This window comes from Phyllobacterium trifolii (assembly GCF_014192095.1).
GTDB lineage: Bacteria > Pseudomonadota > Alphaproteobacteria > Rhizobiales > Rhizobiaceae > Phyllobacterium > Phyllobacterium trifolii.
The window spans coordinates 39060-61090 of sequence record NZ_JACHXN010000010.1; the positions used below are offsets into that span (position 1 = coordinate 39060).

Sequence of the window (22031 nt, forward strand, 5' to 3'; positions counted from 1 at the left end):
GGCAAATCTGGAATTGGAGGATTGACATGAAGACGATCAAGGGACCGGCCATTTTCTTAGCGCAGTTCGCGGGCGATGCAGCGCCGTTCAATTCGCTTGATGCCATGTGCGGATGGGTAGCAGGGCTGGGCTACAAGGGTATCCAGATACCGGCTTGGGATGGGCGCCTCATCGATCTGAAGAAGGCTTCGGATTCGAAGGACTATTGCGACGAGATCGCCGGTGTCGCCGCTTCGCATGGCCTGACCATCACAGAGCTCGCGACCCACCTTCAGGGCCAGCTCGTGGCGGTTCATCCTGTCTATGACGAGTTGATGGATGGCTTTGCCGCACCGGAAGTGCATGGCAATCCGAAGGCGAGGCAAGAGTGGGCAGTGGATCAGCTCAAGCGGGCGGCGCGCGCTTCAAAACACCTCGGCCTGAAGGCCATACCGACCTTCTCCGGCGCGCTCGCCTGGCCGTTCCTCTATCCGTTTCCGCAGCGTCCGGCCGGTCTCGTTGAAGCGGCATTCGATGAACTGGCGAAACGCTGGACACCGATCCTGAATTATTTCGACGAGCAGGGTGTCGACGCTGCCTATGAGATCCATCCCGGAGAAGACCTGCACGACGGAATAACCTACGAGATGTTCCTGGAGCGGGTGAAAAATCATTCCCGCGCCAATCTCCTCTACGACCCGTCTCACTTTGTCCTGCAGCAGCTCGACTACCTCGACTATATCGACATCTACCACGAGAAGATCAAAGCCTTCCACGTTAAGGACGCCGAGTTCAATCCGACCGGACGCCAGGGCGTTTATGGCGGCTACCAGTCGTGGGTCGATCGTGCAGGCCGTTTCCGCTCGCTCGGCGACGGACAGGTTGATTTCGGTGCGGTCTTCTCCAAGCTGACCGCCCATGATTTCGATGGTTGGGCAGTGCTTGAATGGGAATGCGCCTTGAAGCACCCGGAGGACGGCGCACGCGAAGGTGCGCAGTTCATCGACGCGCACCTGATCCGCGTCACCGAGCGCGCTTTCGATGATTTTGCCGGTTCTGGTACCGATGACGCGGCCAATCGCCGTATTCTTGGCCTGAAATAGAGGATCGAATAATGGCTATTGGAGCATCCAAGGAGAAATCCGCAAGCCGCCGCATCCGTATCGGTATGGTTGGTGGCGGGCAGGGCGCGTTTATCGGGGCAGTCCACCGTATTGCGCTGCGCATGGACGATCAGTATGAGCTCGTTGCAGGCGCTCTCTCTTCCGATCCGGCGCGCGCCAAAGCTTCCGCGAAGGAAATCGGCATCGCCGAAGACCGCGCCTATGCCTCGTTCGAGGAGATGGCCAAGACCGAGGCCAAGCGTCCCGACGGCATCGAAGCGGTTTCCATTGTCACGCCGAACCACATGCACGCCCCGGCGGCAAAGGCATTCCTGAAAGCGGGTATCCACGTCATCTGCGACAAGCCGCTGACTACCACGGTCAAGGAGGCCAAGGAACTCGTGTCGCTGGTCAACAAGACCGGCAAGCTCTTCGTCGTCACGCATAATTACACCGGCTATCCGATGATGCGACAGGCGCGCGCCATGGTGGCAAAGGGCGTGCTCGGCGATATTCGGGTTGTGCAAGCCGAATATCCGCAAGACTGGATGACGGAGAAAACCGAAGCCACTGGCAACAAGCAGGCCGAATGGCGCATCGATCCGAAGCGCTCGGGTGCGGGCGGTGCCATCGGCGATATCGGCACGCACGCCTATAATCTTGCCTGCTTCGCTTCGGGCCTCAAGCTCAAGCAGCTCTGCGCTGAGCTCACCAGTTTTGGCGAGGGCAGGGTGCTCGACGACGATGTGCAAATTCTCATGCGCTTCGATGGCGGCGCCAAGGGCATGATCTGGGCGAGCCAGGTAGCGCCTGGCAATGAGAACGGCCTCAAGCTGCGCATCTACGGCACCAAGGGCGGGCTGGAATGGACGCAGGCCGACCCGAACTATCTCTGGTACACGCCCTTCGGCAAGCCGAAGCAATTGCTCACGCGCGGAGGTGCTGGTGCATCGCCGGAGGCAGCGCGCTTGACCCGCGTACCGTCCGGTCATCCAGAAGGCTATCTCGAAGGCTTCGCCAACATTTACTCGGAGGCCGCGCAGGCGATCATCGCTGCGCGGAGTGGGAAAAAGCAGCCTAAGGACGTGATTTTTCCGACTGTGGACGATGGGCTTGCAGGGATGGAATTCATCGAGGCTGCGGTGAAGTCGTCCAAGGCGGGCGGCGTTTGGACGAAGGTGTGATGAGCGAAAACCCAACCAAGGCTGCGACAGTGCCGGTGCTCGAAGCACGAGGCATTGCCAAAGCGTTCGGCCCGGTCGAAGTGCTGACGGATATCAGCTTGCGCGTCATGCCCGGCGAAGTGCATGCCATCATCGGTGAAAACGGTGCCGGCAAGTCGACGCTGATGAAGCTTATGAGCGGACACCTGAAGCCGACGCGCGGCACCGTCGCGATGGACGGGGAAGCGGTAAGTTTCGCCGGACCCGTCGACGCGGAACATCGTGGTCTGGTGCTGGTGCATCAGGAAATATTGCTGGCACCGGACCTGACGGTCGCGCAAAACATCTTCATGGGACGCGAGTTGAAACGCGGACTTATGGTCAATGACCGCGAGATGAACCGCCAGTCCGCCGAAGCTGTGCAAAGTCTCGGAGCCGATATCGATCCGACGACGCAGATTTCGCGGCTTTCCATCGCCCGGCGCCAACTGGTCCAGATCGCCCGCGCACTTCAGGTGCCGCATCGCGTCGTAATCTTCGATGAGCCTACGGCGTCGCTGACACCGTTCGAAACGGAAGCGCTGCTGAAGGTCATCCGCGATCTTCGGGACAGGGGCGTGGCCATCCTTTACATCTCACATCGCCTGCCGGAGGTAGGCGCCATCGCCGACCGTATAACGGTGCTGCGCGACGGCAAACTCATCGCCACACGCGAAGCCTCGGAATTGCAGCCGGTCGATATGGCGCGGCTGATGGTCGGGCGCGATATGTCGAAGCTCTATCCGGAGCGCGGAGATACGGCGAGCCATCAGAACGTGCTGGAGGTCCAGAACTTCGATGTTCCGGGATATGCACGCGATGCATCGTTCACCTTGCGCAAAGGCGAGATTTTGGGCTTTGCCGGGCTGATCGGCGCTGGCAGGACCGAGCTTCTCGAAGGCATCGTCGGGTTACGCACCGGCCATGGCGAGGTCAAGCTCAACGGCAATCCGGTCAAGTTCAAGACGGTGCGCGACAGTATGGCTGCGGGCATCGTTTACCTGAGCGAAGATCGCAAGGGCAAAGGGTTGCTCCTCGCCCAGGATCTGCGCACGAACCTCACGCTGGCAACGCTGGAGAAGTTCACCAAGGGTCCGCTTATAGAGCGCAAGCGTGAGGATAACAGCCTCGACAAGGCGATTACCGACTTCGATATCCGTGCGCGTCGCCGCGACCTTCTCGCCGGACAGCTGTCCGGCGGCAACCAGCAGAAGCTGCTTTTGGCCAAGATGATGCTGCTTGAGCCCAGCATCGTCATCATCGACGAGCCGACACGCGGCATCGATATCGGCACCAAGGAACAGATCTATAAATTCATTTCCGATCTCGCCAAAACTGGCAAATCGGTCATCGTGATCTCCTCGGAAATGCAGGAACTCATCGGCATATGCCACCGTATCCTCGTCATGCGTTCGTCACGCATTGTCGGCGAGGTTACCGGCGAGGCAATGACCGAAGACGAAATCGTCGTCTACGCCACTGGCGTCAAAATCAACGAAGCAGAGCTTTACTCGGCGGGGAACGCATGACCGACACGAAAACAATCACCGACACACGCGGTTTCGGCCGCAAGCTGGCGGATCTCGACAAGACGGCCGTTGCGCCATTCCTGGCGCTCGCCGCCTTGTTCGTTCTCGGCGCGCTCGTCAATCCAAATTTCCTGTCGATCGACAACCTGCTCAACGTTCTGACCCGGTCATCCTTCATTGCCATCATTGCGATTGGGGCGACATTCGTCATTTCCGCCGGCGGTCTCGATCTGTCGGTTGGTTCCATGGCCGCGCTTGTCGCCGGCATCATGATCCTGTTCCTGAATTCGGGAGCAATCGATGGCGACATGGCCATGCTGGCAACGGGCATCGTCGTTGCGATCGGTGTCGGCGCTCTTGCGGGGTTGCTCAACGGTGCGGTCATTACCATCGGCAAGATCGAACCTTTCATTGTCACGCTTGGCACCATGGCGATCTTCCGGTCGGTTACGGTCTGGCTGGCGGATGGCGGTTCGATCGCAATGAAATCCATCGCGATGCGCAATATGTTCCGCCCGGTCTATACCGGGGTGTTTCTCGGCCTGCCGATACCGGTATGGGTCATCATCGCAGCCGGCCTGCTTGGCGCGTTCATCCTCTACAAGACGTCGTTCGGACGGCATGTGATCGCCGTCGGTTCAAACGAGGACGTGGCAAAATATTCTGGGATCCACGTCAATCGCGTCCGCGCCATGACCTACATCATTCAAGGCATCTGCGTCGCCATCGCTGTCGTCGTTTACGTCCCGCGGCTCGGCGCCGCGACCACGACAACAGGTATGCTATGGGAACTCCAGGCGATCACCGCTGTGGTCATCGGCGGCACTGCACTGCGCGGGGGTGTCGGCCGTATCTGGGGGACGATCTGCGGTGCCTTCATGCTGGAGATCGTCGGCAACATCATGGTGCTGTCGAATATCGTCAGTGAATATCTGATCGGCGCGGTACAAGGCACGATCATCATTATCGCCATGCTGGTGCAGCGCACCCTGCAAAAGAAAAAATAGTCGGCAGACTATACGCATAAGGGGGCGGGAGGCCTGCTCCTTCTAAGGGAACGGGGGGAAAAGGGCCACCCACCGAGCCGCAATCAAGGCCCGAGCTAAATTGGGAGAAACCAAATGCGTAAACTTTTGATCGGTCTTGCCGGGGCGGCGCTCGCTTCGACCATGACCTTCGCCTACGCTCAGGACAAAAAAGAGGTCAACATCGCCGTGTCTATTCCCGCGGCAGATCACGGCTGGACAGGCGGCGTTGTCTACCACGCCGAACGGGCTGCCAAGCTGCTTGAAGCTGCTCATCCGGGCCTCAAGATCACCATCAAGACTTCGCCGGATGGTGCATCGCAGGCAAATGCACTCGAAGATCTGACGACACAGGGCATCGACGCCCTTGTTACCCTGCCGCACAATTCTGACGAGCTGACCGATCCGCTGCGTCAGGTCAAGGAAAAGGGCGTATTCGTCACCGTGGTCGACCGTGCTCTGTCCGATCCGACGATCCAGGACCTTTACGTTGCCGGTAACAACCCGGAGCTCGGCCGCGTCGCTGGCGAGTACCTCAAGGACACGCTGAAGACCGGTGACGTCGCCGTTATCCGTGGTCTGCCGATCGTCATCGACGAAGAGCGCCAGAAGGGTTTTGACGATGCAATCGCCGGCAGCGGTATCAAGGTTCTCGACAAGCAATTCGGTAACTGGTCACGCGATGATGCCTTCAAGATCATGCAGGACTACCTGACCAAGTTCCCGAAGATCGACGCCGTATGGTGCCAGGATGACGATATGGCTGTCGGCGTACTCGAGGCCATCAGCCAGGCCAAGCGCACTGACATCAAGATGGTCATCGGCGGTGCCGGCATGAAGGACATGATCAAGCGCGTTGCCGATGGCGATGCAATGACACCGATCAACGTGCTCTATCCGCCTTCAATGATTGCGACGGCAATGGAATTAACGGTTGCAAACTTCTACGACCAGGTTCCTGTGCGCGGCAAGTACATCCTCGACGCCACACTGGTCACCAAGGACAACGCCAAGGAATTCTACTTCCCGGATTCGCCCTTCTGATCTGAGACGCTTATCCCATTGAAAAAGAAAGGGCCCGTACGGGCCCTTTTTGTTTGGTCAGGGTTGGCGCCGGGGGACTCTAACCCCGACGCCACCCTGTTGCGGCAAGCAGGAATATGGCTGTAACAGCGGTCATGTTATGGCCAATGCTTGCTGCAAATTGGTAGCCCATTTTTAATGTGAGTCATTGACTCTTGTTTAGGTTGAGTAATAAAGATGAATAAGATAGTCAAGTTTAAATAAGCGGGATGATGCGGGCAGCGTTGTTCCGGACAAAAGGAACAGAAAAGGCCCACTGCCATGTCCCCACGTCAGATCATCGATATGCAGGTGCGTCTCCCCAACACTACGCCGGTGCGCGCCAATTTTTCCGCGCCGATACAAAAGGACATCCGCGTCTACGGCAGCGACATCCTTTTCGACGGTACCAACGAAGTTGGCATTGAACACGCTGGCTCTCTCTACCGACTCAAAATCACCCGGCAGGGCAAACTGATCCTGAATAAATAATTCCCATCAACAGGCTTGAAACATGACTGACGCAGTAAAACCAACACCCGAGGCAATTCGGCAGGCGCGGGCGGACAACTCGAAAATGCGCGAGCGCGATCTTGCGCAGCAGCTGCATATCTCGGAAGCCGATCTAGTGGCCGCCTATTGCGGGAACAATGTCGTTCGCATCAACCCGCGCATCGAAACCTTTCTGACTGAAATCGAATCGCTTGGCGAAGTGATGGCGCTCACCCGCAACGAAAGCGCCGTACATGAGAAGATCGGTGTCTATGACAAGCCGATCGTCGGCAAGCACGCCTCCATGCTGCTCGGCGAGCAGATCGATATGCGGCTTTTTCCCAATGCCTGGGCACACGGTTTTGCCATCGAAAAGCACGATGGCGACGACATTCGGCGCAGCCTGCAATTCTTTGACGCAGCCGGCGAGGCCATCCACAAGATCCACCTTCGGCCGGCCTCCAATCTGGAAGCCTACAAAACGCTCGTAGCCAAACTTCGTCTCGATGATCAGTCACAGTCCGTGCAACTGACAGCCCTGCCGAAGCCAGAGGAAAAAACCGCAGAGCTTGAAGAACTGGACGCGACCGGCTTGCGCGACCGCTGGACCCAGATGAGGGATGTCCACGAATTCTTTGGCATACTGCGTTCGTTGAAGATGACCCGTCATCAGGCGGTGCAGGTGATCGGGCAAGACTACGCCTGGCAACTCGACACGGCCGCATTGACCACAATGATGCACGATGCCGCGCAGGAGCAGCTGCCGATCATGTGCTTTATCGGCAATCGCGGCTGCATCCAGATTCATTCGGGACCAATTCACAACGTGAAGCCGATGGGTCCGTGGATCAACATCCTCGACGAAACCTTTCATATGCATCTGCGTACTGATCACATCGCGGAGTTGTGGGCCGTGCGCAAGCCTACCAAGGACGGGCATGTTACCTCGCTCGAAGCCTACGGTGCCGAAGGCGATATGATCATTCAGTTCTTCGGCAAGCGCCATGAGGGCTCCGGTGAACGTAGCGATTGGCGTCAGCTCGTCGAAGCTCTGCCGCGCCTGATGCGCGCTGCGGCATAGGAAATGACAATGAACAGATTTCCCCTCATGGTGGCAGCGCTCGGCGTTATGGCACTGCCAGCCGTTGCGATGGCGGAAGAGATTTCCGGTCCCATTCCCGATGCAAGCCGCGTGGTGTCCATCGGCGGATCGATCACCGAAATCATCTACGATCTGGGTGAGGAGGGACGGTTGGTCGGTCGCGACACCACCAGCGTTTTCCCCGAAGCTGCACACAAGATTCCTGACGTTGGATACATGCGTGCCTTGTCTCCGGAAGGCGTTTTGTCGATCAACCCGACTGCGATCATTGCCGTCGAAGGTTCAGGGCCGAGGGAAGCCATCGACGTGTTGAAAAAAGCCAGCGTACCTTTCGTGTTCGTTCCGGAAAACTACACCGCCGAAAGCGTGTCGGAAAAGATTCGGATTGTCGGCAAGGCACTCGGCGTCGATGACAAGGCCGAAAAGCTATCTGCCAAAGTCGAGAAGGAACTGGCGGCGGCGGAAGCCGAAACCAAAAATATCAAGACCCGCAAACGTGTGCTCTTTGTCCTCAGTACCACGGGCGGAAAAATCATGGCAGCGGGTATCAAGACGGCGGCTGATGGAATTATCGAACTTGCAGGCGGCGATAACGTCGTCAGTGGATATTCCGGCTACAAGACAATGACCGACGAAGCGATCCTCACGGCACAGCCGGATGTCATTCTGGTGATGGATATCCACGGGCCGCGCGCTACAACCGACGCGGATCTTCTAGCCAACAAGGCAATTGCAGCGACGCCTGCCGGTCAGAAAAAGAACATCGTGCGCATGGGCGGGCAGTATCTGCTCGGTTTCGGGCCGCGAACGGCGGAAGCGGTGCACGATCTGGCCAAAGCATTCTACGGATCTGAAACGAGCCAATGAGCGAGTCTGTCTTGATGCGACCTGTGGCTCTTCGGTCGGGACAAGGCAAGACCCGTCCAGAAGGCGACCGCTCATTCCTGGCGAAGGGCATCATCGTCGTGCTGGGCTTTGCTCTGCTGGCGACAATGCTGTTCAGCCTTGCCGCCGGCGCATCCGACGCTTCGGTCATATCTGTTGTCAGCGCTTTGGTTCGAGGCGCAAGCAGTGACGGTAATGTCCTTTCCCTGCGCGACAGCATCATCATCTGGGATATAAGGTTGCCACGCATTATTCTCGGCGCGATGATCGGAGCTTCGCTCGCCGTTTCTGGTGCGGTGATGCAGGGTTTGTTTCGCAATCCGCTTGCGGATCCTGGGATTGTCGGCGTCTCCGCGGGTGCCGGACTTGGAGCCGTCAGCGTCATTGTCCTCGGTGCAACGGTGCTGGCACCCTTCATTGCGACCTTCAGTATATTTGCCCTGCCGGTTGCTGCCTTTATCGGCGCCCTTGTTTTCACGCTCATTCTCTATGGCGTTGCCACACGGCGCGGTCAAACCTCCATCGCGACAATGCTACTGGCCGGTATTGCACTTGGCGCCATGGCCATGGCGTATATAGGTCTCCTGACCTTTCTCGCCGATGACAGGCAGTTGCGTGATCTCACGTTCTGGACGCTGGGGTCGCTTGCCGGCTCCAATTGGGCCAAGATGGCTGCGGCTGGTCCCTTTATCGTGTTGGCGCTGCTGGTTTCTCCCTTTCTTGGGCGCGGCCTCAATGCCCTGGCACTTGGTGAAGCCTCGGCAAGCCACCTCGGCATTCCGGTCCAGCGTTTCAAGCGCGTGGCCATCATTGTGGTCGCTGCCGCAGCTGGCGCCTCCGTTGCCGTTAGCGGTGGCATCGGCTTCGTCGGCGTTGTCGTGCCGCATTTGCTACGCCTGGTTATTGGGCCGGACCATCGCTATCTGCTCCCCGCATCGGCACTCTTGGGTGCGAGCCTGCTGCTGCTCGCGGACGCCGTTAGCCGCACCATCGTCGCGCCTTCGGAATTGCCGATTGGCATCGTTACGGCAGCTGTCGGAGCGCCTTTCTTCCTGTGGATATTGCTGCGCCGCCGCGGCATTGTGGATCTTTGACCATGATCAGCCTTTCCAACGTCAGCGTCGTGCTTGGACGCAAGTCGATTATCAAGGATGCGAATTTCAATGCCCAAGCGGGCGAGCTGACTGTCATCGTCGGCCCCAACGGTTCAGGCAAGACGACGCTGATGCGGGCGCTTTCCGGCGATCTGCCTTTCACCGGGCGCATAACGATCAACGGACACTCGCTCGGCCATCTGAAACCGTGGCAGATGGCCGCCATGCGGGCGATCCTGCCGCAATCGACCTTGCTATCCTTTCCGTTCACCGTTCGCGAAATCGTCAGGCTGGGCCTCACCAGCGGGCGTTCCGGTGCGACGCATGATGTTGCCGAAAATCTTCCGGACGAGGCGCTGGCACTCGTCGATCTTGCTGGCTTTGGCGGTCGTTTCTACCAGGAACTTTCCGGAGGCGAACAGCAGCGCGTGCAACTTGCGCGCGTCCTCTGTCAGGTCTGGCAGCCAGTTCTGGATGGTCAGCCGCGCTTCCTCTTTCTCGACGAGCCCGTCTCCAGTCTTGATATCAAGCATCAGCTCATCATCATGCAGATCGCCCGCGCCTTTGCCACGCGTGGCGGCGGAGTAATCGCGATTCTGCATGATCTCAATCTGACCTCGATGTACGCTGATCGCGTCGTGGTCATGCACGAGGGCTCTATTGATAGCGTGGGGACGCCTGCCGAGGTGCTTACAGACGACCGTATCTTGCGTGTCTATGAGTGTGCGTTGAAAGTCGGTGCCTTGCCCGCCACGCATGTGCCTTTTGTCTTGCCGCAGTCAGCGGTGATGTCGGTCCGTCCATAGTCGCCAAGCTGTATCAGGCGGCGGCGCCCAAGGCGATCTTGCCAAGAATGGTTTCGATGATGCGTGCGCCAGCTTCTGTCTGCGCAACCACAAGCGGCGTTTCGCCGCCGAGTTCAGCCAGCGTTCGACGCAGCCAGCGGTTGGCCTTTTCCTTATCGCCAAACGTTTCTTCAGCCAGTGTCTGGATGCTCGTCATACGGACTGTCCTCCTGCTGGATTCATTATTGACAAGATATTACCGATGTACAAGGCCTGGTTGGTGCAGACGACCACCGCAACTGCGACATATCATGCCGCCAACAGAATTGACTTGTTGACATAAAGATATCTTTATGTGACCCTTGCGGCTCATCCGGATCATGGATCATGAGGCGTGCCGAGTTATGAATATTGCGGTTGATAATCTGTTCGGTCCCATGGATTCTCCTCGGGACGGCTCCGAAGTTTTTGCAGCTTTGACCAAGGCGGCGAAAGAACGGATACTGATTCTCGACGGCGCCATGGGCACGCAGATTCAAGGCCTTAGCCTCAACGAAGATGACTTTCGCGGCGATCGCTTTGCGGATTGTTCATGCCACCTGCAGGGCAACAACGATCTCCTGATCCTGACGCAGCCGCAAGCTATCGAAGATATTCACTACGCCTATGCCATGGCGGGCGCCGATATCCTTGAGACCAACACATTTTCTTCCACCACGATCGCCCAGGCGGACTACAGCATGGAAGAGGTCGTGTATGAACTTAACCGCGATGGTGCGCGGCTTGCCCGCCGCGCCGCATTGAAAGCCGAGCAGAAGGATGGCCGCCGCAGGTTTGTCGCCGGAGCGCTCGGCCCGACAAACCGCACGGCGTCGATTTCGCCTGACGTCAACAACCCAGGCTATCGCGCAGTCACTTTCGACGACTTGCGCACCGCCTACGGGACCCAAGTGCGTGGCCTCATCGATGGCGGCGCCGACATCATCCTCATCGAGACCATCTTCGATACGCTCAACGCCAAGGCAGCAATCTTCGCCACGAACGAAGTGTTCGAAGAGAAGGGCATCACCCTTCCGGTGATGATCTCCGGCACGATTACCGACCTTTCCGGCCGCACGCTTTCCGGCCAGACGCCGACCGCTTTCTGGCATTCGGTCCGTCACGCCAAGCCTTTCACCATCGGCTTGAACTGTGCCCTTGGCGCCAATGCCATGCGTGCGCATCTTGCCGAGATTTCCAGCGTCGCCGATACCTTCGTCTGCGCCTATCCCAATGCGGGCCTGCCCAACGAATTCGGCCAGTATGACGAGAGCCCGGAAGCGATGGCAGCGCAGCTCGAGGGTTTCGCCAGCGAGGGCCTCCTCAATATCGTCGGCGGCTGCTGCGGTTCAACTCCGGAGCATATCAAGGCTATCGCCGAGGCAGTCGGCAAATACAAGCCGCGCGAGATCCCCGAGACGGAAACGCATATGCGCCTGTCAGGGCTCGAACCTTTCACGCTGACCAAGGATATTCCCTTCGTCAATGTTGGCGAGCGCACCAACATCACCGGCTCGGCGAAGTTCCGCAAGCTCATCACTTCCGGCGATTTCGCCACGGCGTTGGATGTCGCGCGCGATCAGGTGGCGAACGGCGCGCAGATCATCGACATCAACATGGACGAAGGCCTGATCGACAGTGAAAAGGCCATGGTCGAATTCTTGAACCTGATCGCGGCAGAGCCGGACATCGCCCGGGTGCCGGTGATGATCGACAGTTCGAAGTGGGACGTCATCGAAGCAGGCCTGAAGTGCGTGCAAGGCAAGCCGCTGGTCAACTCGATCTCGATGAAGGAAGGTGAACAGGCCTTCCTCGACCATGCCAAAAAAGTGCGCGCCTATGGTGCCGCCGTTGTCGTCATGGCCTTCGATACGGACGGCCAGGCCGATACGTTGGAGCGGAAAGTCGCGATCTGTACACGCGCCTATGAGCTCCTGACTAAGGACGCAGGCTTCCCGCCGGAAGACATTATCTTCGATCCGAACGTCTTTGCTGTCGCGACAGGCATCGAAGAGCACAATGGCTATGGCGTCGCCTTCATCGAGGCCACGAAGCAGATCGTCGATACCCTGCCGCATGTGCATATTTCCGGCGGCATCTCAAATCTCTCCTTCTCGTTCCGCGGCAACGAGCCTGTGCGCGAGGCGATGCACGCAGTTTTCCTTTATCATGCCATCCAGGTCGGTATGGACATGGGTATCGTCAATGCAGGCCAGCTCGCGGTCTATGAATCCATCGATCCGGAACTGCGCGAGGCCTGCGAAGACGTGGTGCTCAACCGCCGCGACGATGCGACTGAGCGGCTGCTTGATCTTGCCGAGCGCTACAAGGGTTCTGCAGGCAAGGAAGCACGCGAACGCGATCTTGCCTGGCGCGAATGGAGTGTCGCCAAACGCATCGAGCATGCATTGGTCAACGGCATTACCGAATTCATCGATGTCGATACCGAAGAGGCGCGTAAGGAGGCTGAGCGCCCGTTGCACGTGATCGAAGGCCCGTTGATGGCAGGCATGAACGTCGTCGGCGACCTTTTCGGCGCTGGCAAGATGTTCCTGCCGCAGGTGGTGAAATCCGCTCGCGTCATGAAGCAGGCCGTGGCCCTGCTGCTGCCTTATATGGAAGCGGAGAAGCTTGCCAATGGTGGCACAGGGGAGCGTGAGAGCGCCGGCAAGGTGTTGATGGCAACCGTCAAGGGCGACGTCCACGATATCGGCAAGAACATCGTCGGCGTGGTCCTGGCCTGCAACAATTACGAGATCATCGATCTCGGCGTGATGGTACCCGCAACCAAGATCCTGCAGACCGCCCGCGAACAGAACGTCGATATTATCGGCCTCTCCGGCCTGATCACCCCGTCGCTCGACGAAATGGTGCATGTCGCCTCGGAGATGGAGCGCGAGGGTTTTGACATCCCGTTGCTGATCGGCGGCGCAACGACCAGCCGCGTGCACACGGCGGTCAAAATCAACCCGCGCTACAACAAGGGCCAGACGATCTATGTCACCGATGCGAGCCGTGCGGTGGGTGTTGTATCAAACCTTCTGTCGAAGGAAACCAAGCCGGGCTACGTCGAAGCCATCGAGGCCGAATATATCAAGGTTGCAGATGCACATGCGCGCAACGAGGCCGACAAGCAGCGCCTGCCACTGGCCAGGGCGCGCGCCAATGCGCACAGGATCGACTGGACCTCGTACGAACCGACCAAGCCGGGTTTCATCGGGACGCGCGTCTTCGAGAACTACGATCTTGCGGACATTGCCAGTTATATCGACTGGACGCCTTTCTTCCAGACATGGGAATTGAAGGGCCGCTATCCCGCGATCCTTGAAGACGAGAAGCAGGGCGAAGCTGCCCGGCAATTGTTCGATGATGCGCAGGCGATGCTGAAGAAGATCATCGCGGAGAAGTGGTTCAATCCGAAAGCCGTCATCGGCCTTTGGCCAGCGGGAGCGACGGGCGACGACATTCGCGTTTTCGCCGATGAGGAGCGGAAGGACGAGCTCGCGACCTTCTACACCCTGCGCCAGCAACTGTCGAAACGCGATGGCAGACCGAATGTAGCCCTCGGCGATTTCGTAGCGCCCATCGACAGCGGCGTTCACGACTATATGGGAGCTTTCGTCGTCACTGCTGGTATCGAGGAAATCGCCATCGCCGAGCGCTTCGAACGCGCCAACGATGATTATTCCTCCATTCTCGTCAAGGCGCTGGCAGACCGTTTTGCCGAAGCCTTTGCCGAATTGATGCACGAGCGTGTGCGCAAGGAATTCTGGGGCTACGCGCCTGACGAAGATCTTGCTCCGGAGGAACTCATCGGTGAACCCTATCGCGGTATCCGCCCGGCGCCGGGCTATCCGGCGCAGCCTGACCACACTGAAAAAGAGACACTATTCCGCATCCTTGACGCGGAAGCCAGGATCAACGTTCGCCTGACTGAAAGCTTCGCCATGTGGCCGGGCTCATCTGTTTCGGGCATCTATATCGCCCATCCGGAAAGCTATTATTTCGGCGTCGCCAAGGTCGAGCGTGACCAGGTTGAAGATTATTCGGAACGCAAGCAAATGCCGGTCGAGCAGGTCGAGCGCTGGCTTGGGCCGATTCTCAACTACGTACCAGCACCAAGGGTTCAGGCGGCCGAGTGAAGGTAATGCCGCGGCGGCGCGCCGAGCATGCGCTTGAACATGGTGGTGAAAGCCGGCACGCTGTTATAGCCGAGATCCAGTGCAACGCTGGTCACCGGCTCACCCTTGGTCAGGCGGGGCAGCGCTGACAGCAGGCAAGCCTGCTGGCGCCAGGTTGAAAGGCTGAGGCCGGTTTCGCGCCGAAATGTCCGCGTGAAAGTACGTCGGCTCATTCCAAGCCGATCCGCCCAGTCGTCGATATTTGTGTGGGGCGAGGGGTCTTCGAGGAATCCACGGCACAGTGCCGCCAGCCGCCGGTCTTCCGGGAATGGCAGGCCGAGTGGCTGTTCCGGAAGGTTCGGGATTTCATGCAGCAGCAACCCCATGACAAACGTCGTCCGTGGATCGGCGTGCACGTCGGCAGGCGCCGCCACGGCCTCGCGGATCAGGTTGTCCATTAGAGGCGTCAGCCCCACCACGTGCAAATGCCGTTTCAACCCCGCCACGGCGTCCGGTCGCACGTAGATTGAATGCATCGAGACATCGCCGAGCATGTCCACCGCATGCTCCGTTCCTGCAGGCAGCCACAATGCATGATGTGGCGGCACCATCCAGCGGCCAAACTTGGTCGTCACCATGGCAACGCCGCTGATGGCATGCAGGAGCTGCGATTGGCTGTGATGATGATCGGGGATGTGGAACCCGGATGGATAAACCGTCGCCAACGCAAAAACGTCGCCTTCGGCCTGCTCGAGCCAGTCCAGCCGCACCTTGTGCAGCTCCTCAAGTCGCAGGCCCGCAGCGTTCCGGGCAGCAAATGTCTGATAGCGCATTGTTTTGGCCCACACTCGAAAGAACTGGACCAAACCACGAAAGCAGGATGCGCGCAACAGGTATATCAGTTGCGCTGAAAGGGTGCCTGCTTGGGCGGTGCGCCCTCTTTCTTCGATGGACGCACACCATGACCGATACTGCCTTGCCTGCTCAGCGGACTTCCGCTGAAACAACCGTCTTCGCCATCATTTTTGCGGTCAGCTTCTGCCATTTTCTCAATGACATGATGCAATCGCTGCTTGCAGCTATCTATCCGATGCTCAAACAGAATTATGGCCTCAATTTCAAGCAGATCGGTTTTCTGACGCTGACATTCCAGGTCACGGCCTCGCTGCTGCAGCCGATCGTCGGCACCTATACCGACAAGCGACCGATGCCCTATTCGCTGCCTGTCGGCATGGCTTTTTCGCTGGTCGGGCTCGGCTTGCTTTCCATCGCCACGCATTATGTCATGTTGCTCGCCGGCGCGGCTTTCATCGGCATCGGTTCGTCGATCTTCCATCCGGAATCCTCGCGTGTGGCCCGTCTCGCCTCGGGCGGCCGCCATGGTCTGGCACAGTCGTTCTTTCAGGTCGGCGGCAATTTCGGCACGGCACTCGGGCCCTTGCTCGCAGCATTCATCGTTTTGCCGCGCGGCCAGCAAAGCATTGCCTGGTTCTCCGCTGCCGCTCTGATCGGCATGATCATCCTTTATCAGGTCGGCAACTGGTACCAGCGCTATCGCATCGCCAACGCAAACAATCCAGCCGCCAGCAGGGTTCTGAAGCTGCCACGCAAAAAGGTCATTACATCGCTTTTGATCCTGACGCTGCTTGTCTTCACCAAGAACATCTACCTTGCCAGTATCTCCAGCTACTACACGTTCTACGTCATCCACAAATTCGGCATTTCGGTGCAGCAATCGCAGATGATGCTGTTCCTGTTCCTCGGCGCGGCTGCTGTCGGGACTATTCTTGGCGGTCCCATCGGCGACAAGATCGGCACCAAGGCCGTCATCTGGTTCTCGATCCTCGGCGTCCTGCCATTCACGTTGATGATGCCTTACGCCAATCTGGTCTGGACAGGTGTGCTGACGGTTTTCATCGGCTTCATCCTCTCGTCCGCCTTTCCTGCGATTGTGGTTTTTGCCCAGGAGCTGGTACCCGGCCGGGTCGGCATGATCGCCGGCATCTTCTTCGGCTTCGCCTTCGGCATGGCCGGTATTGCCGCTGCGGTACTTGGCTTCGTCGCCGACGCCAAGGGGATCGACTATGTCTATATGATCTGTTCCTACCTGCCATTCCTTGGATTGCTGACGATCTTCCTGCCGAGTATGCGGGAAGTACGAGGCGAACCCGCCACGGCCTGAAAACAAAAAGCCCGGCATCGCCCGGGCTTTTTTGGCCAGTTCTCCTTTATCAACGCTGCTGACGTCAATTGTCAGGAATGCCGGTTTGAAAAACGATATCCAACCCCATATAAGGAACACCATTCTCAAGGGCGCGCCTGCGCTTCAGATTTGTTCCGCCAGATACGTCCAGACCGAAATTCCTTTCCAGGTAAATTCATGTCCTCAGCTATCTCTGTCTCCAGCCTTTACAAAACCTACTCAACCGGTTTCGAAGCGCTGAAGAATATCAATCTCGACATTCGCCATGGCGAGATATTCGCGCTGCTCGGTCCAAACGGCGCGGGTAAAACCACGCTGATCTCGACAATTTGCGGCATCGTCAATCCGACGTCGGGAACAATCCTCGCCGATGGCCACGATATCATCAAGGAATATCGCGCGGCCCGTAGCAAGATCGGCCTCGTGCCACAGGAACTGACAACCGACGCCTTCGAGACGGTGTGGAATACGGTCAGTTTCAGTCGCGGTCTCTTCGGCAAGCCGACCAAGCCGGCGCATATCGAAAAGATCCTGAAAGAACTCTCGCTGTGGGACAAGAAGGATTCGAAGCTCATGACCCTCTCCGGTGGCATGAAGCGCCGTGTCATGATTGCGAAGGCGCTGTCGCACGAACCGGAGATCCTGTTTCTCGACGAGCCTACGGCGGGGGTCGATGTCGAGCTCCGGCGCGACATGTGGAATGTCGTGCGGGCACTGCGCGAATCCGGCGTCACCATCATCCTGACCACGCATTATATCGAGGAAGCCCAGCAGATGGCCGATCGCATCGGCGTCATCAGCCATGGCGAAATCATTCTGGTCGAGGAGAAGGCCGAACTGATGCGCTCGCTTGGCAGGAAGCAATTGCGGCTGTTTCTACAGGAAAAACGCGACGAGGTGCCCGAGGCGTTAGCCCAATATGAGCTTGAGCTTTCATCCGACGGCTGCGAGCTCATCTACCACTATGACACGCAGAAAGAACGCACCGGGATTACAGCCTTGCTGAAAGACCTCGACTTAGCTGGTGTCCGTTTCAAGGATATCCAGACGCGAGAAAGTTCGTTGGAAGAAATCTTCGTGAATCTCGTGAGGGAACGCAAATGAACCTCTATGCCATCAAGGCGATCTACCTGTTCGAGATGCACCGCACATGGCGCACGATCATGCAGAGCGTCATTTCGCCGGTCGTTTCCACGAGCCTCTATTTCGTCGTCTTCGGCTCGGCCATCGGCGGACGCATTCCTGAAATCAGCGGGGTCAGCTATGGCGCGTTCATCGTGCCGGGCCTGATCATGCTTTCGCTGTTGACGCAGAGCATCTCGAACGCTTCCTTCGGCATTTATTTTCCGAAGTTCGTCGGCACGATCTACGAGCTTTTATCGGCACCCGTGTCCTATCTGGAGATCGTCATCGCCTATGTCGGGGCCGCAGCGACCAAATCCATCATTCTTGGCGTCATCATTCTGGCCACGGCCGCCCTCTTCGTTCCGCTGCGGATCGAGCATCCCTTCGTCATGCTGCTCTTCCTGGTGCTGACTGCAGTTACATTCAGCATGTTCGGCTTCATCATCGGCATCTGGGCCGACGGCTTCGAAAAGCTGCAGCTCGTCCCGCTGATGATCATCACACCGCTGACCTTCCTCGGAGGCAGTTTCTATTCCATCGAAATGCTGCCGCCCTTCTGGCAAAAAGTGACGCTGTTTAACCCGGTCGTGTACCTGATCAGCGGTTTCCGCTGGAGCTTCTTCGGCCTGTCGGATGTGCACATCGGCACCAGCCTCGCCATGACGGCGCTATTCCTCATCGCCTGCATTCTGATCCTGCGCTGGATCTTCACGACGGGATATCGATTGAAGAGCTAGGAAATCGCTCAGGTGCGTCCGAAGTAAGCTTCGAGCGCCGCCAGTCCGGCTTTCAGCTCGTTCTCACCCCGCTTACCGAGATGTGAGAGCAACTCGGTCTCGAATTGATACGCGACTTTGGCAAGTTCATTATAGGCCTTGCGCCCTGCGGGTGTGAGTTCCAGATTCTCGATGCGCCGGTCCATGTCATCACGCTTGCGACTTAGCCACCGGCGCTTTTGCAGCGCGAACACTGCCCTCGAAACCTTCGTCTTGTGCATGGAGGAATGCGCGCCGATCGCCGTGGCGGTCAGCACGCCGAATTGGCCAAGCGTCGCCAGCGTGCGCCATTCAGGCCGCGTCAACCCGTATCGTTCACGATAGATACTGGCAAAGCGCTGGCTGACCGCCTCCGCCGCCTTGTTCAGCCGGTAGGGGATGAAGTCCTCCAGAACCAGCGGCGGTGTTTCGGTCGTCTCATTTTCCATTTCAGCGAAATCTCCCTTTGCGGTTGATAGTTACAAAATAGATCGTCACACTTGCAACTAATATCGGGAGGTACGATCATGACCCTCAACTACATGCCTGGCTTCGGCAATGATTTCGAAACGGAGTCTCTGCCTGGCGCTCTTCCGCAGGGGCAAAACTCGCCCCAGCGTTGCGCCTATGGGCTCTATGCCGAACAACTGTCCGGCTCTCCCTTCACCGCACCGCGCGGCATCAATGAACGTTCCTGGCTCTATCGTATCAGACCTTCGGTCAAGCACAGCGGCCGGTTCACACCATCGAAGCGCGAACATTGGAAGACCGCGCCCAACCTCGATGATCATGAATTGCCAATCGGCCAGTTGCGCTGGAATCCGACGCCGATGCCGCAGGAACCAACGAGTTTCATCGATGGCATCCGCACCATGACCACGGCGGGCGATGTCCATGGCCAGGCAGGGATGGCAGCGCATGTCTATGCGTTCAACCGCGATATGGAAGACGACTATTTCTTCGATGCCGATGGCGAAATGCTTCTGGTGCCGGAAAAAGGAAGGCTCCGCATCTTCACCGAAATGGGCATCATCGAGATCGAACCTTCGGAGATCTGCGTCATCCCGCGCGGCATGATGTTCAAGGTTGCAGCCCTTGATGGCGAGGCGCGAGGCTATATCTGCGAGAATTACGGCGCGAAATTCGCGTTGCCTGATCGTGGCCCTATCGGCGCCAATTGCCTGGCCAATCCACGCGATTTCAAGACGCCTGTTGCAGCCTTCGAGGAGAAGGAAACGCCGTGCCGTCTGCATGTGAAATGGTGCGGCAAGTTCTACGAAACCCTGCTCGACCATTCGCCGCTCGACGTCGTCGCATGGCACGGCAATTACGCGCCTTATAAATACGATCTGCGCACGTTTTCGCCCGTCGGCGCCATCCTGTTCGATCACCCGGACCCATCGATCTTCACGGTGCTTACCGCCCCGCCCGGCGAAGAGGGTACGGCCAACGTCGACTTTGTGATTTTCCCGCCGCGTTGGCTGGTGGCAGAACACAGTTTCCGCCCTCCTTGGTACCATCGCAATATCATGTCCGAATTCATGGGTCTGGTATATGGTCAGTACGACGCCAAGGAGGAGGGGTTCGTGCCGGGCGGCATGAGCCTGCACAATATGATGCTGGCACATGGCCCCGACGCGATGGGTTTCAACAAGGCTTCGACGGTGGAGCTCAAGCCGCAACGCCTTGAGAACACTCTGGCGTTCATGTTCGAGACACGTTTCCCGCAACATCTGACACGCTTTGCCGCAGAACTCGAATCGCTGCAGGACAATTACGCGGATTGCTGGAAAGACCTGAAGAAGCGGTTCAACGGAACGCCCGAGGGCGACTGGCCAGAGGAGAACAATACCAAATGAAGCTCGCCTCCCTGGACAATGGTACCCGCGACGGCAAGTTCGTTCTTGTCTCCAAGGACCTGACCCGCTTTACCGATGCCTCGTTCTTGGCGCCGACCCTGCAGTCGGCGCTCGACGATTGGGCGCGTATAGCACCGCATCTGGAAGCGCTTGGCAAAAGTCTTGAGCTTGGTGCGGTCCCCATCGGACGCTTCCACGAACATGAAGCAATGGCGCCATTGCCACGCGCCTATCAGTGGGCGGATGGTTCGGCCTATGTCAATCACGTCGAACTGGTGCGCAAGGCGCGCGGCGCCGAGATGCCGGAGAGCTTCTGGACAGATCCGCTGATCTACCAGGGCGGTTCCGACAGTTTCCTCGGGCCACGCGAACCGATCCGCATGGCAGACGAAGCTCATGGCATCGACATGGAAGGGGAGGTCGCCGTTGTTGTCGATGACGTGCCAATGGGTGCGAGTATCGACGAGGCACGTGATGCGATCCGTCTTGTCATGCTGGTCAATGATGTCAGCCTGCGCGGGCTCATCCCGGCGGAACTCGCGAAAGGTTTCGGGTTTTTCCAGTCCAAACCGTCATCGGCGTTTTCACCCGTTGCCGTGACGCCCGATGAACTGGGCGATGCCTGGGACGGCAACAAGGTGCACCTGCCATTGCGTGTCGACCTCAACGGCAGGCCATTCGGCCGCGCCAATGCCGGTATCGACATGACCTTCGATTTCCCCACGCTGATCGCCCATGCCGCCAGGACGCGGCCGCTTGGTGCGGGCACGATCGTCGGCTCCGGCACTGTCTCCAACAAGCTCGACGGCGGACCGGGCCGGCCCGTCGAGGAGGACGGCGTGGGCTACTCGTGCATCGCAGAACTCCGCATGATCGAGACGATCAATGAGGGCGCCCCGCAGACGCCGTTCCTGCGTTTCGGTGATCTTGTGCGGATCGAGATGAAGGACCCCTATGGTCATTCGATCTTCGGCGCCATCGAGCAGCAAGTAATCAATTACGGACGTGAAGCATGAACGGCATCGTCCTTTACGACTACTGGCGCTCGTCGGCCAGTTATCGTGTGCGTATAGCGCTCAATCGTCTTCGTCTCGAATATGAAACCGTGCCGGTCAATCTCCTCAAGGACGAACACAAGGGTGCCGACAATCTCAGCCGCAACCCGCAAGGTCTCGTTCCAACGCTCGCCATGGACGGGCGGATGATGACCCAGTCATTGGCGATCATCGAATATCTTGATGAGATCTATCTGGACGCAGGCTTCCTGCCGCAGGAACCGGCGGGACGGCAGCGGGTGAGGGCACTTTCCTATGCCATAGCCATGGACACACATCCGGTTTGCAACATGGGTGTGATGGCCCACATCTTGTTTTTGACTGATGGTGGCGACAAGGTCCGCATCGCCTGGATGCGCAAATTCATTGCCGAGGGCCTTTTCGCATTCGAGGCCATGCTGAACCATCCGGATACGGGGAAATTCTGCCACGGCAACGCGCCCGGCATGGCAGATTTCTGTCTCGTTCCCCAAGTTTACAATGCCAAGCGGTGGGGTGTTAAAACGAGCGGCTTCAAACGTATAAGCGCAATCGTCAAACGGTGCAGGGCTATCGACGCCTTCGCAGCGGCCCATCCGGACAAGGTGAAGCAGGAGACGTAGAGCCTTTCAACTTC

Annotated in this window: 20 protein-coding genes; 17 read left to right on the forward strand and 3 right to left on the reverse strand. The window is 58.2% G+C overall.

Going from position 1 to position 22031, the window contains the following annotated elements:
- Positions 1-26 precede the first annotated feature (26 nt).
- The 10 genes from FHS21_RS15975 to FHS21_RS16020 all read left to right on the forward strand — a co-directional run bounded on the left by FHS21_RS15975 (position 27) and on the right by FHS21_RS16020 (position 10279).
- Positions 27-1082, forward strand: coding sequence for a sugar phosphate isomerase/epimerase family protein (locus tag FHS21_RS15975; RefSeq protein WP_112531538.1), 1056 nt, complete (start codon positions 27-29; stop codon positions 1080-1082).
- A gap of 11 nt (positions 1083-1093) precedes the next feature.
- Positions 1094-2266 carry a Gfo/Idh/MocA family protein gene (locus FHS21_RS15980; RefSeq protein WP_183662876.1) on the forward strand — a complete coding sequence of 391 codons (1173 nt, stop codon included), beginning with the start codon at positions 1094-1096 and terminating at the stop codon, positions 2264-2266.
- Positions 2266-3813, forward strand: coding sequence for a sugar ABC transporter ATP-binding protein (locus FHS21_RS15985; protein WP_183662879.1), 1548 nt, complete (start codon positions 2266-2268; stop codon positions 3811-3813). The genes FHS21_RS15980 and FHS21_RS15985 overlap by 1 nt, the downstream gene beginning before the upstream one ends.
- Complete coding sequence (locus FHS21_RS15990) at positions 3810-4820, forward strand: ABC transporter permease (protein ID WP_112531535.1); 1011 nt, start codon at positions 3810-3812, stop codon at positions 4818-4820. The genes FHS21_RS15985 and FHS21_RS15990 overlap by 4 nt, the downstream gene beginning before the upstream one ends.
- Positions 4821-4934: 114 nt before the next feature.
- A complete protein-coding gene (locus FHS21_RS15995; protein WP_112531534.1) occupies positions 4935-5882 on the forward strand; it encodes a substrate-binding domain-containing protein in 948 nt (315 codons plus the stop codon).
- Between the two features lie 300 nt (positions 5883-6182).
- Positions 6183-6392: a hemin uptake protein HemP gene (gene hemP, locus FHS21_RS16000; RefSeq protein ID WP_112531533.1), complete on the forward strand. Its 210-nt coding sequence runs from the start codon at positions 6183-6185 to the stop codon at positions 6390-6392.
- Positions 6393-6414: 22 nt separating this feature from the next.
- Positions 6415-7473, forward strand: coding sequence for a hemin-degrading factor (locus FHS21_RS16005; protein WP_183662882.1), 1059 nt, complete (start codon positions 6415-6417; stop codon positions 7471-7473).
- Between the two features lie 9 nt (positions 7474-7482).
- On the forward strand, positions 7483-8361 hold the full coding sequence (locus FHS21_RS16010; protein WP_183662885.1) for a heme/hemin ABC transporter substrate-binding protein: 879 nt from the start codon (positions 7483-7485) through the stop codon (positions 8359-8361).
- 14 nt (positions 8362-8375) lie between these two features.
- Positions 8376-9473, forward strand: a complete 1098-nt coding sequence (locus FHS21_RS16015; protein ID WP_183663247.1) for a FecCD family ABC transporter permease — start codon at positions 8376-8378, stop codon at positions 9471-9473.
- A gap of 2 nt (positions 9474-9475) precedes the next feature.
- Positions 9476-10279 carry a heme ABC transporter ATP-binding protein gene (locus FHS21_RS16020; protein ID WP_183662887.1) on the forward strand — a complete coding sequence of 268 codons (804 nt, stop codon included), beginning with the start codon at positions 9476-9478 and terminating at the stop codon, positions 10277-10279.
- A 13-nt stretch (positions 10280-10292) separates the two neighbouring features.
- Here the strand turns inward: FHS21_RS16020 and FHS21_RS16025 are convergent, their stop codons facing one another.
- Positions 10293-10475 (reverse strand): MbcA/ParS/Xre antitoxin family protein, encoded by a 183-nt coding sequence (locus FHS21_RS16025; protein ID WP_183662889.1) that lies wholly within the window; start codon positions 10473-10475, stop codon positions 10293-10295.
- Between the two features lie 187 nt (positions 10476-10662).
- Between FHS21_RS16025 and metH the strand changes: the two genes are divergently transcribed.
- Positions 10663-14439 (forward strand): methionine synthase, encoded by a 3777-nt coding sequence (gene metH, locus FHS21_RS16030; RefSeq protein ID WP_183662899.1) that lies wholly within the window; start codon positions 10663-10665, stop codon positions 14437-14439.
- Here metH and FHS21_RS16035 read toward each other — a convergent pair.
- Positions 14424-15251: an AraC family transcriptional regulator gene (locus tag FHS21_RS16035; RefSeq protein WP_112531528.1), complete on the reverse strand. Its 828-nt coding sequence runs from the start codon at positions 15249-15251 to the stop codon at positions 14424-14426. The genes metH and FHS21_RS16035 overlap by 16 nt on opposite strands.
- Before the next feature lie 128 nt (positions 15252-15379).
- Between FHS21_RS16035 and FHS21_RS16040 the strand changes: the two genes are divergently transcribed.
- The 3 genes from FHS21_RS16040 (at position 15380) to FHS21_RS16050 (ending at position 18483) form a co-directional block, all read left to right on the forward strand.
- A complete protein-coding gene (locus tag FHS21_RS16040; RefSeq protein ID WP_183662902.1) occupies positions 15380-16600 on the forward strand; it encodes an MFS transporter in 1221 nt (406 codons plus the stop codon).
- A gap of 198 nt (positions 16601-16798) precedes the next feature.
- Entirely contained in the window at positions 16799-17725 is a 927-nt protein-coding gene (locus FHS21_RS16045) for an ABC transporter ATP-binding protein (protein WP_112531527.1), read from the forward strand.
- Positions 17722-18483, forward strand: a complete 762-nt coding sequence (locus tag FHS21_RS16050; protein ID WP_183662905.1) for an ABC transporter permease — start codon at positions 17722-17724, stop codon at positions 18481-18483. Before FHS21_RS16045 ends, FHS21_RS16050 begins: the two co-directional genes overlap by 4 nt.
- Before the next feature lie 8 nt (positions 18484-18491).
- Here the strand turns inward: FHS21_RS16050 and FHS21_RS16055 are convergent, their stop codons facing one another.
- Positions 18492-18950, reverse strand: coding sequence for a MarR family winged helix-turn-helix transcriptional regulator (locus FHS21_RS16055; RefSeq protein ID WP_183662908.1), 459 nt, complete (start codon positions 18948-18950; stop codon positions 18492-18494).
- A gap of 78 nt (positions 18951-19028) precedes the next feature.
- On the opposite strand from FHS21_RS16055, the gene hmgA reads away from it, so the two are divergent.
- Genes hmgA through maiA form a run of 3 tightly spaced genes read left to right on the forward strand, consistent with a single transcriptional unit; the run spans position 19029 to position 22017 of the window.
- Positions 19029-20360, forward strand: a complete 1332-nt coding sequence (gene hmgA, locus FHS21_RS16060; protein WP_183662911.1) for a homogentisate 1,2-dioxygenase — start codon at positions 19029-19031, stop codon at positions 20358-20360.
- On the forward strand, positions 20357-21376 hold the full coding sequence (locus FHS21_RS16065) for a fumarylacetoacetate hydrolase family protein (RefSeq protein WP_112551768.1): 1020 nt from the start codon (positions 20357-20359) through the stop codon (positions 21374-21376). The genes hmgA and FHS21_RS16065 overlap by 4 nt, the downstream gene beginning before the upstream one ends.
- On the forward strand, positions 21373-22017 hold the full coding sequence (maiA, locus tag FHS21_RS16070; protein WP_183662913.1) for a maleylacetoacetate isomerase: 645 nt from the start codon (positions 21373-21375) through the stop codon (positions 22015-22017). The genes FHS21_RS16065 and maiA overlap by 4 nt, the downstream gene beginning before the upstream one ends.
- The last annotated feature ends 14 nt before the right edge of the window (positions 22018-22031 follow it).

Bases quoted from the DNA above. Each gene is read 5' to 3' on its own strand.
- FHS21_RS15975 (WP_112531538.1), top strand. From the start codon at position 27: ATGAAGACGATCAAGGGACCGGCCATTTTCTTAGCGCAGTTCGCGGGC.
- FHS21_RS15980 (WP_183662876.1), top strand. From the start codon at position 1,094: ATGGCTATTGGAGCATCCAAGGAGAAATCCGCAAGCCGCCGCATCCGT.
- FHS21_RS15985 (WP_183662879.1), top strand. From the start codon at position 2,266: ATGAGCGAAAACCCAACCAAGGCTGCGACAGTGCCGGTGCTCGAAGCA.
- FHS21_RS15990 (WP_112531535.1), top strand. From the start codon at position 3,810: ATGACCGACACGAAAACAATCACCGACACACGCGGTTTCGGCCGCAAG.
- FHS21_RS15995 (WP_112531534.1), top strand. From the start codon at position 4,935: ATGCGTAAACTTTTGATCGGTCTTGCCGGGGCGGCGCTCGCTTCGACC.
- hemP (WP_112531533.1), top strand. From the start codon at position 6,183: ATGTCCCCACGTCAGATCATCGATATGCAGGTGCGTCTCCCCAACACT.
- FHS21_RS16005 (WP_183662882.1), top strand. From the start codon at position 6,415: ATGACTGACGCAGTAAAACCAACACCCGAGGCAATTCGGCAGGCGCGG.
- FHS21_RS16010 (WP_183662885.1), top strand. From the start codon at position 7,483: ATGAACAGATTTCCCCTCATGGTGGCAGCGCTCGGCGTTATGGCACTG.
- FHS21_RS16015 (WP_183663247.1), top strand. From the start codon at position 8,376: ATGCGACCTGTGGCTCTTCGGTCGGGACAAGGCAAGACCCGTCCAGAA.
- FHS21_RS16020 (WP_183662887.1), top strand. From the start codon at position 9,476: ATGATCAGCCTTTCCAACGTCAGCGTCGTGCTTGGACGCAAGTCGATT.
- FHS21_RS16025 (WP_183662889.1), bottom strand. From the start codon at position 10,475: ATGACGAGCATCCAGACACTGGCTGAAGAAACGTTTGGCGATAAGGAA.
- metH (WP_183662899.1), top strand. From the start codon at position 10,663: ATGAATATTGCGGTTGATAATCTGTTCGGTCCCATGGATTCTCCTCGG.
- FHS21_RS16035 (WP_112531528.1), bottom strand. From the start codon at position 15,251: ATGCGCTATCAGACATTTGCTGCCCGGAACGCTGCGGGCCTGCGACTT.
- FHS21_RS16040 (WP_183662902.1), top strand. From the start codon at position 15,380: ATGACCGATACTGCCTTGCCTGCTCAGCGGACTTCCGCTGAAACAACC.
- FHS21_RS16045 (WP_112531527.1), top strand. From the start codon at position 16,799: ATGTCCTCAGCTATCTCTGTCTCCAGCCTTTACAAAACCTACTCAACC.
- FHS21_RS16050 (WP_183662905.1), top strand. From the start codon at position 17,722: ATGAACCTCTATGCCATCAAGGCGATCTACCTGTTCGAGATGCACCGC.
- FHS21_RS16055 (WP_183662908.1), bottom strand. From the start codon at position 18,950: ATGGAAAATGAGACGACCGAAACACCGCCGCTGGTTCTGGAGGACTTC.
- hmgA (WP_183662911.1), top strand. From the start codon at position 19,029: ATGACCCTCAACTACATGCCTGGCTTCGGCAATGATTTCGAAACGGAG.
- FHS21_RS16065 (WP_112551768.1), top strand. From the start codon at position 20,357: ATGAAGCTCGCCTCCCTGGACAATGGTACCCGCGACGGCAAGTTCGTT.
- maiA (WP_183662913.1), top strand. From the start codon at position 21,373: ATGAACGGCATCGTCCTTTACGACTACTGGCGCTCGTCGGCCAGTTAT.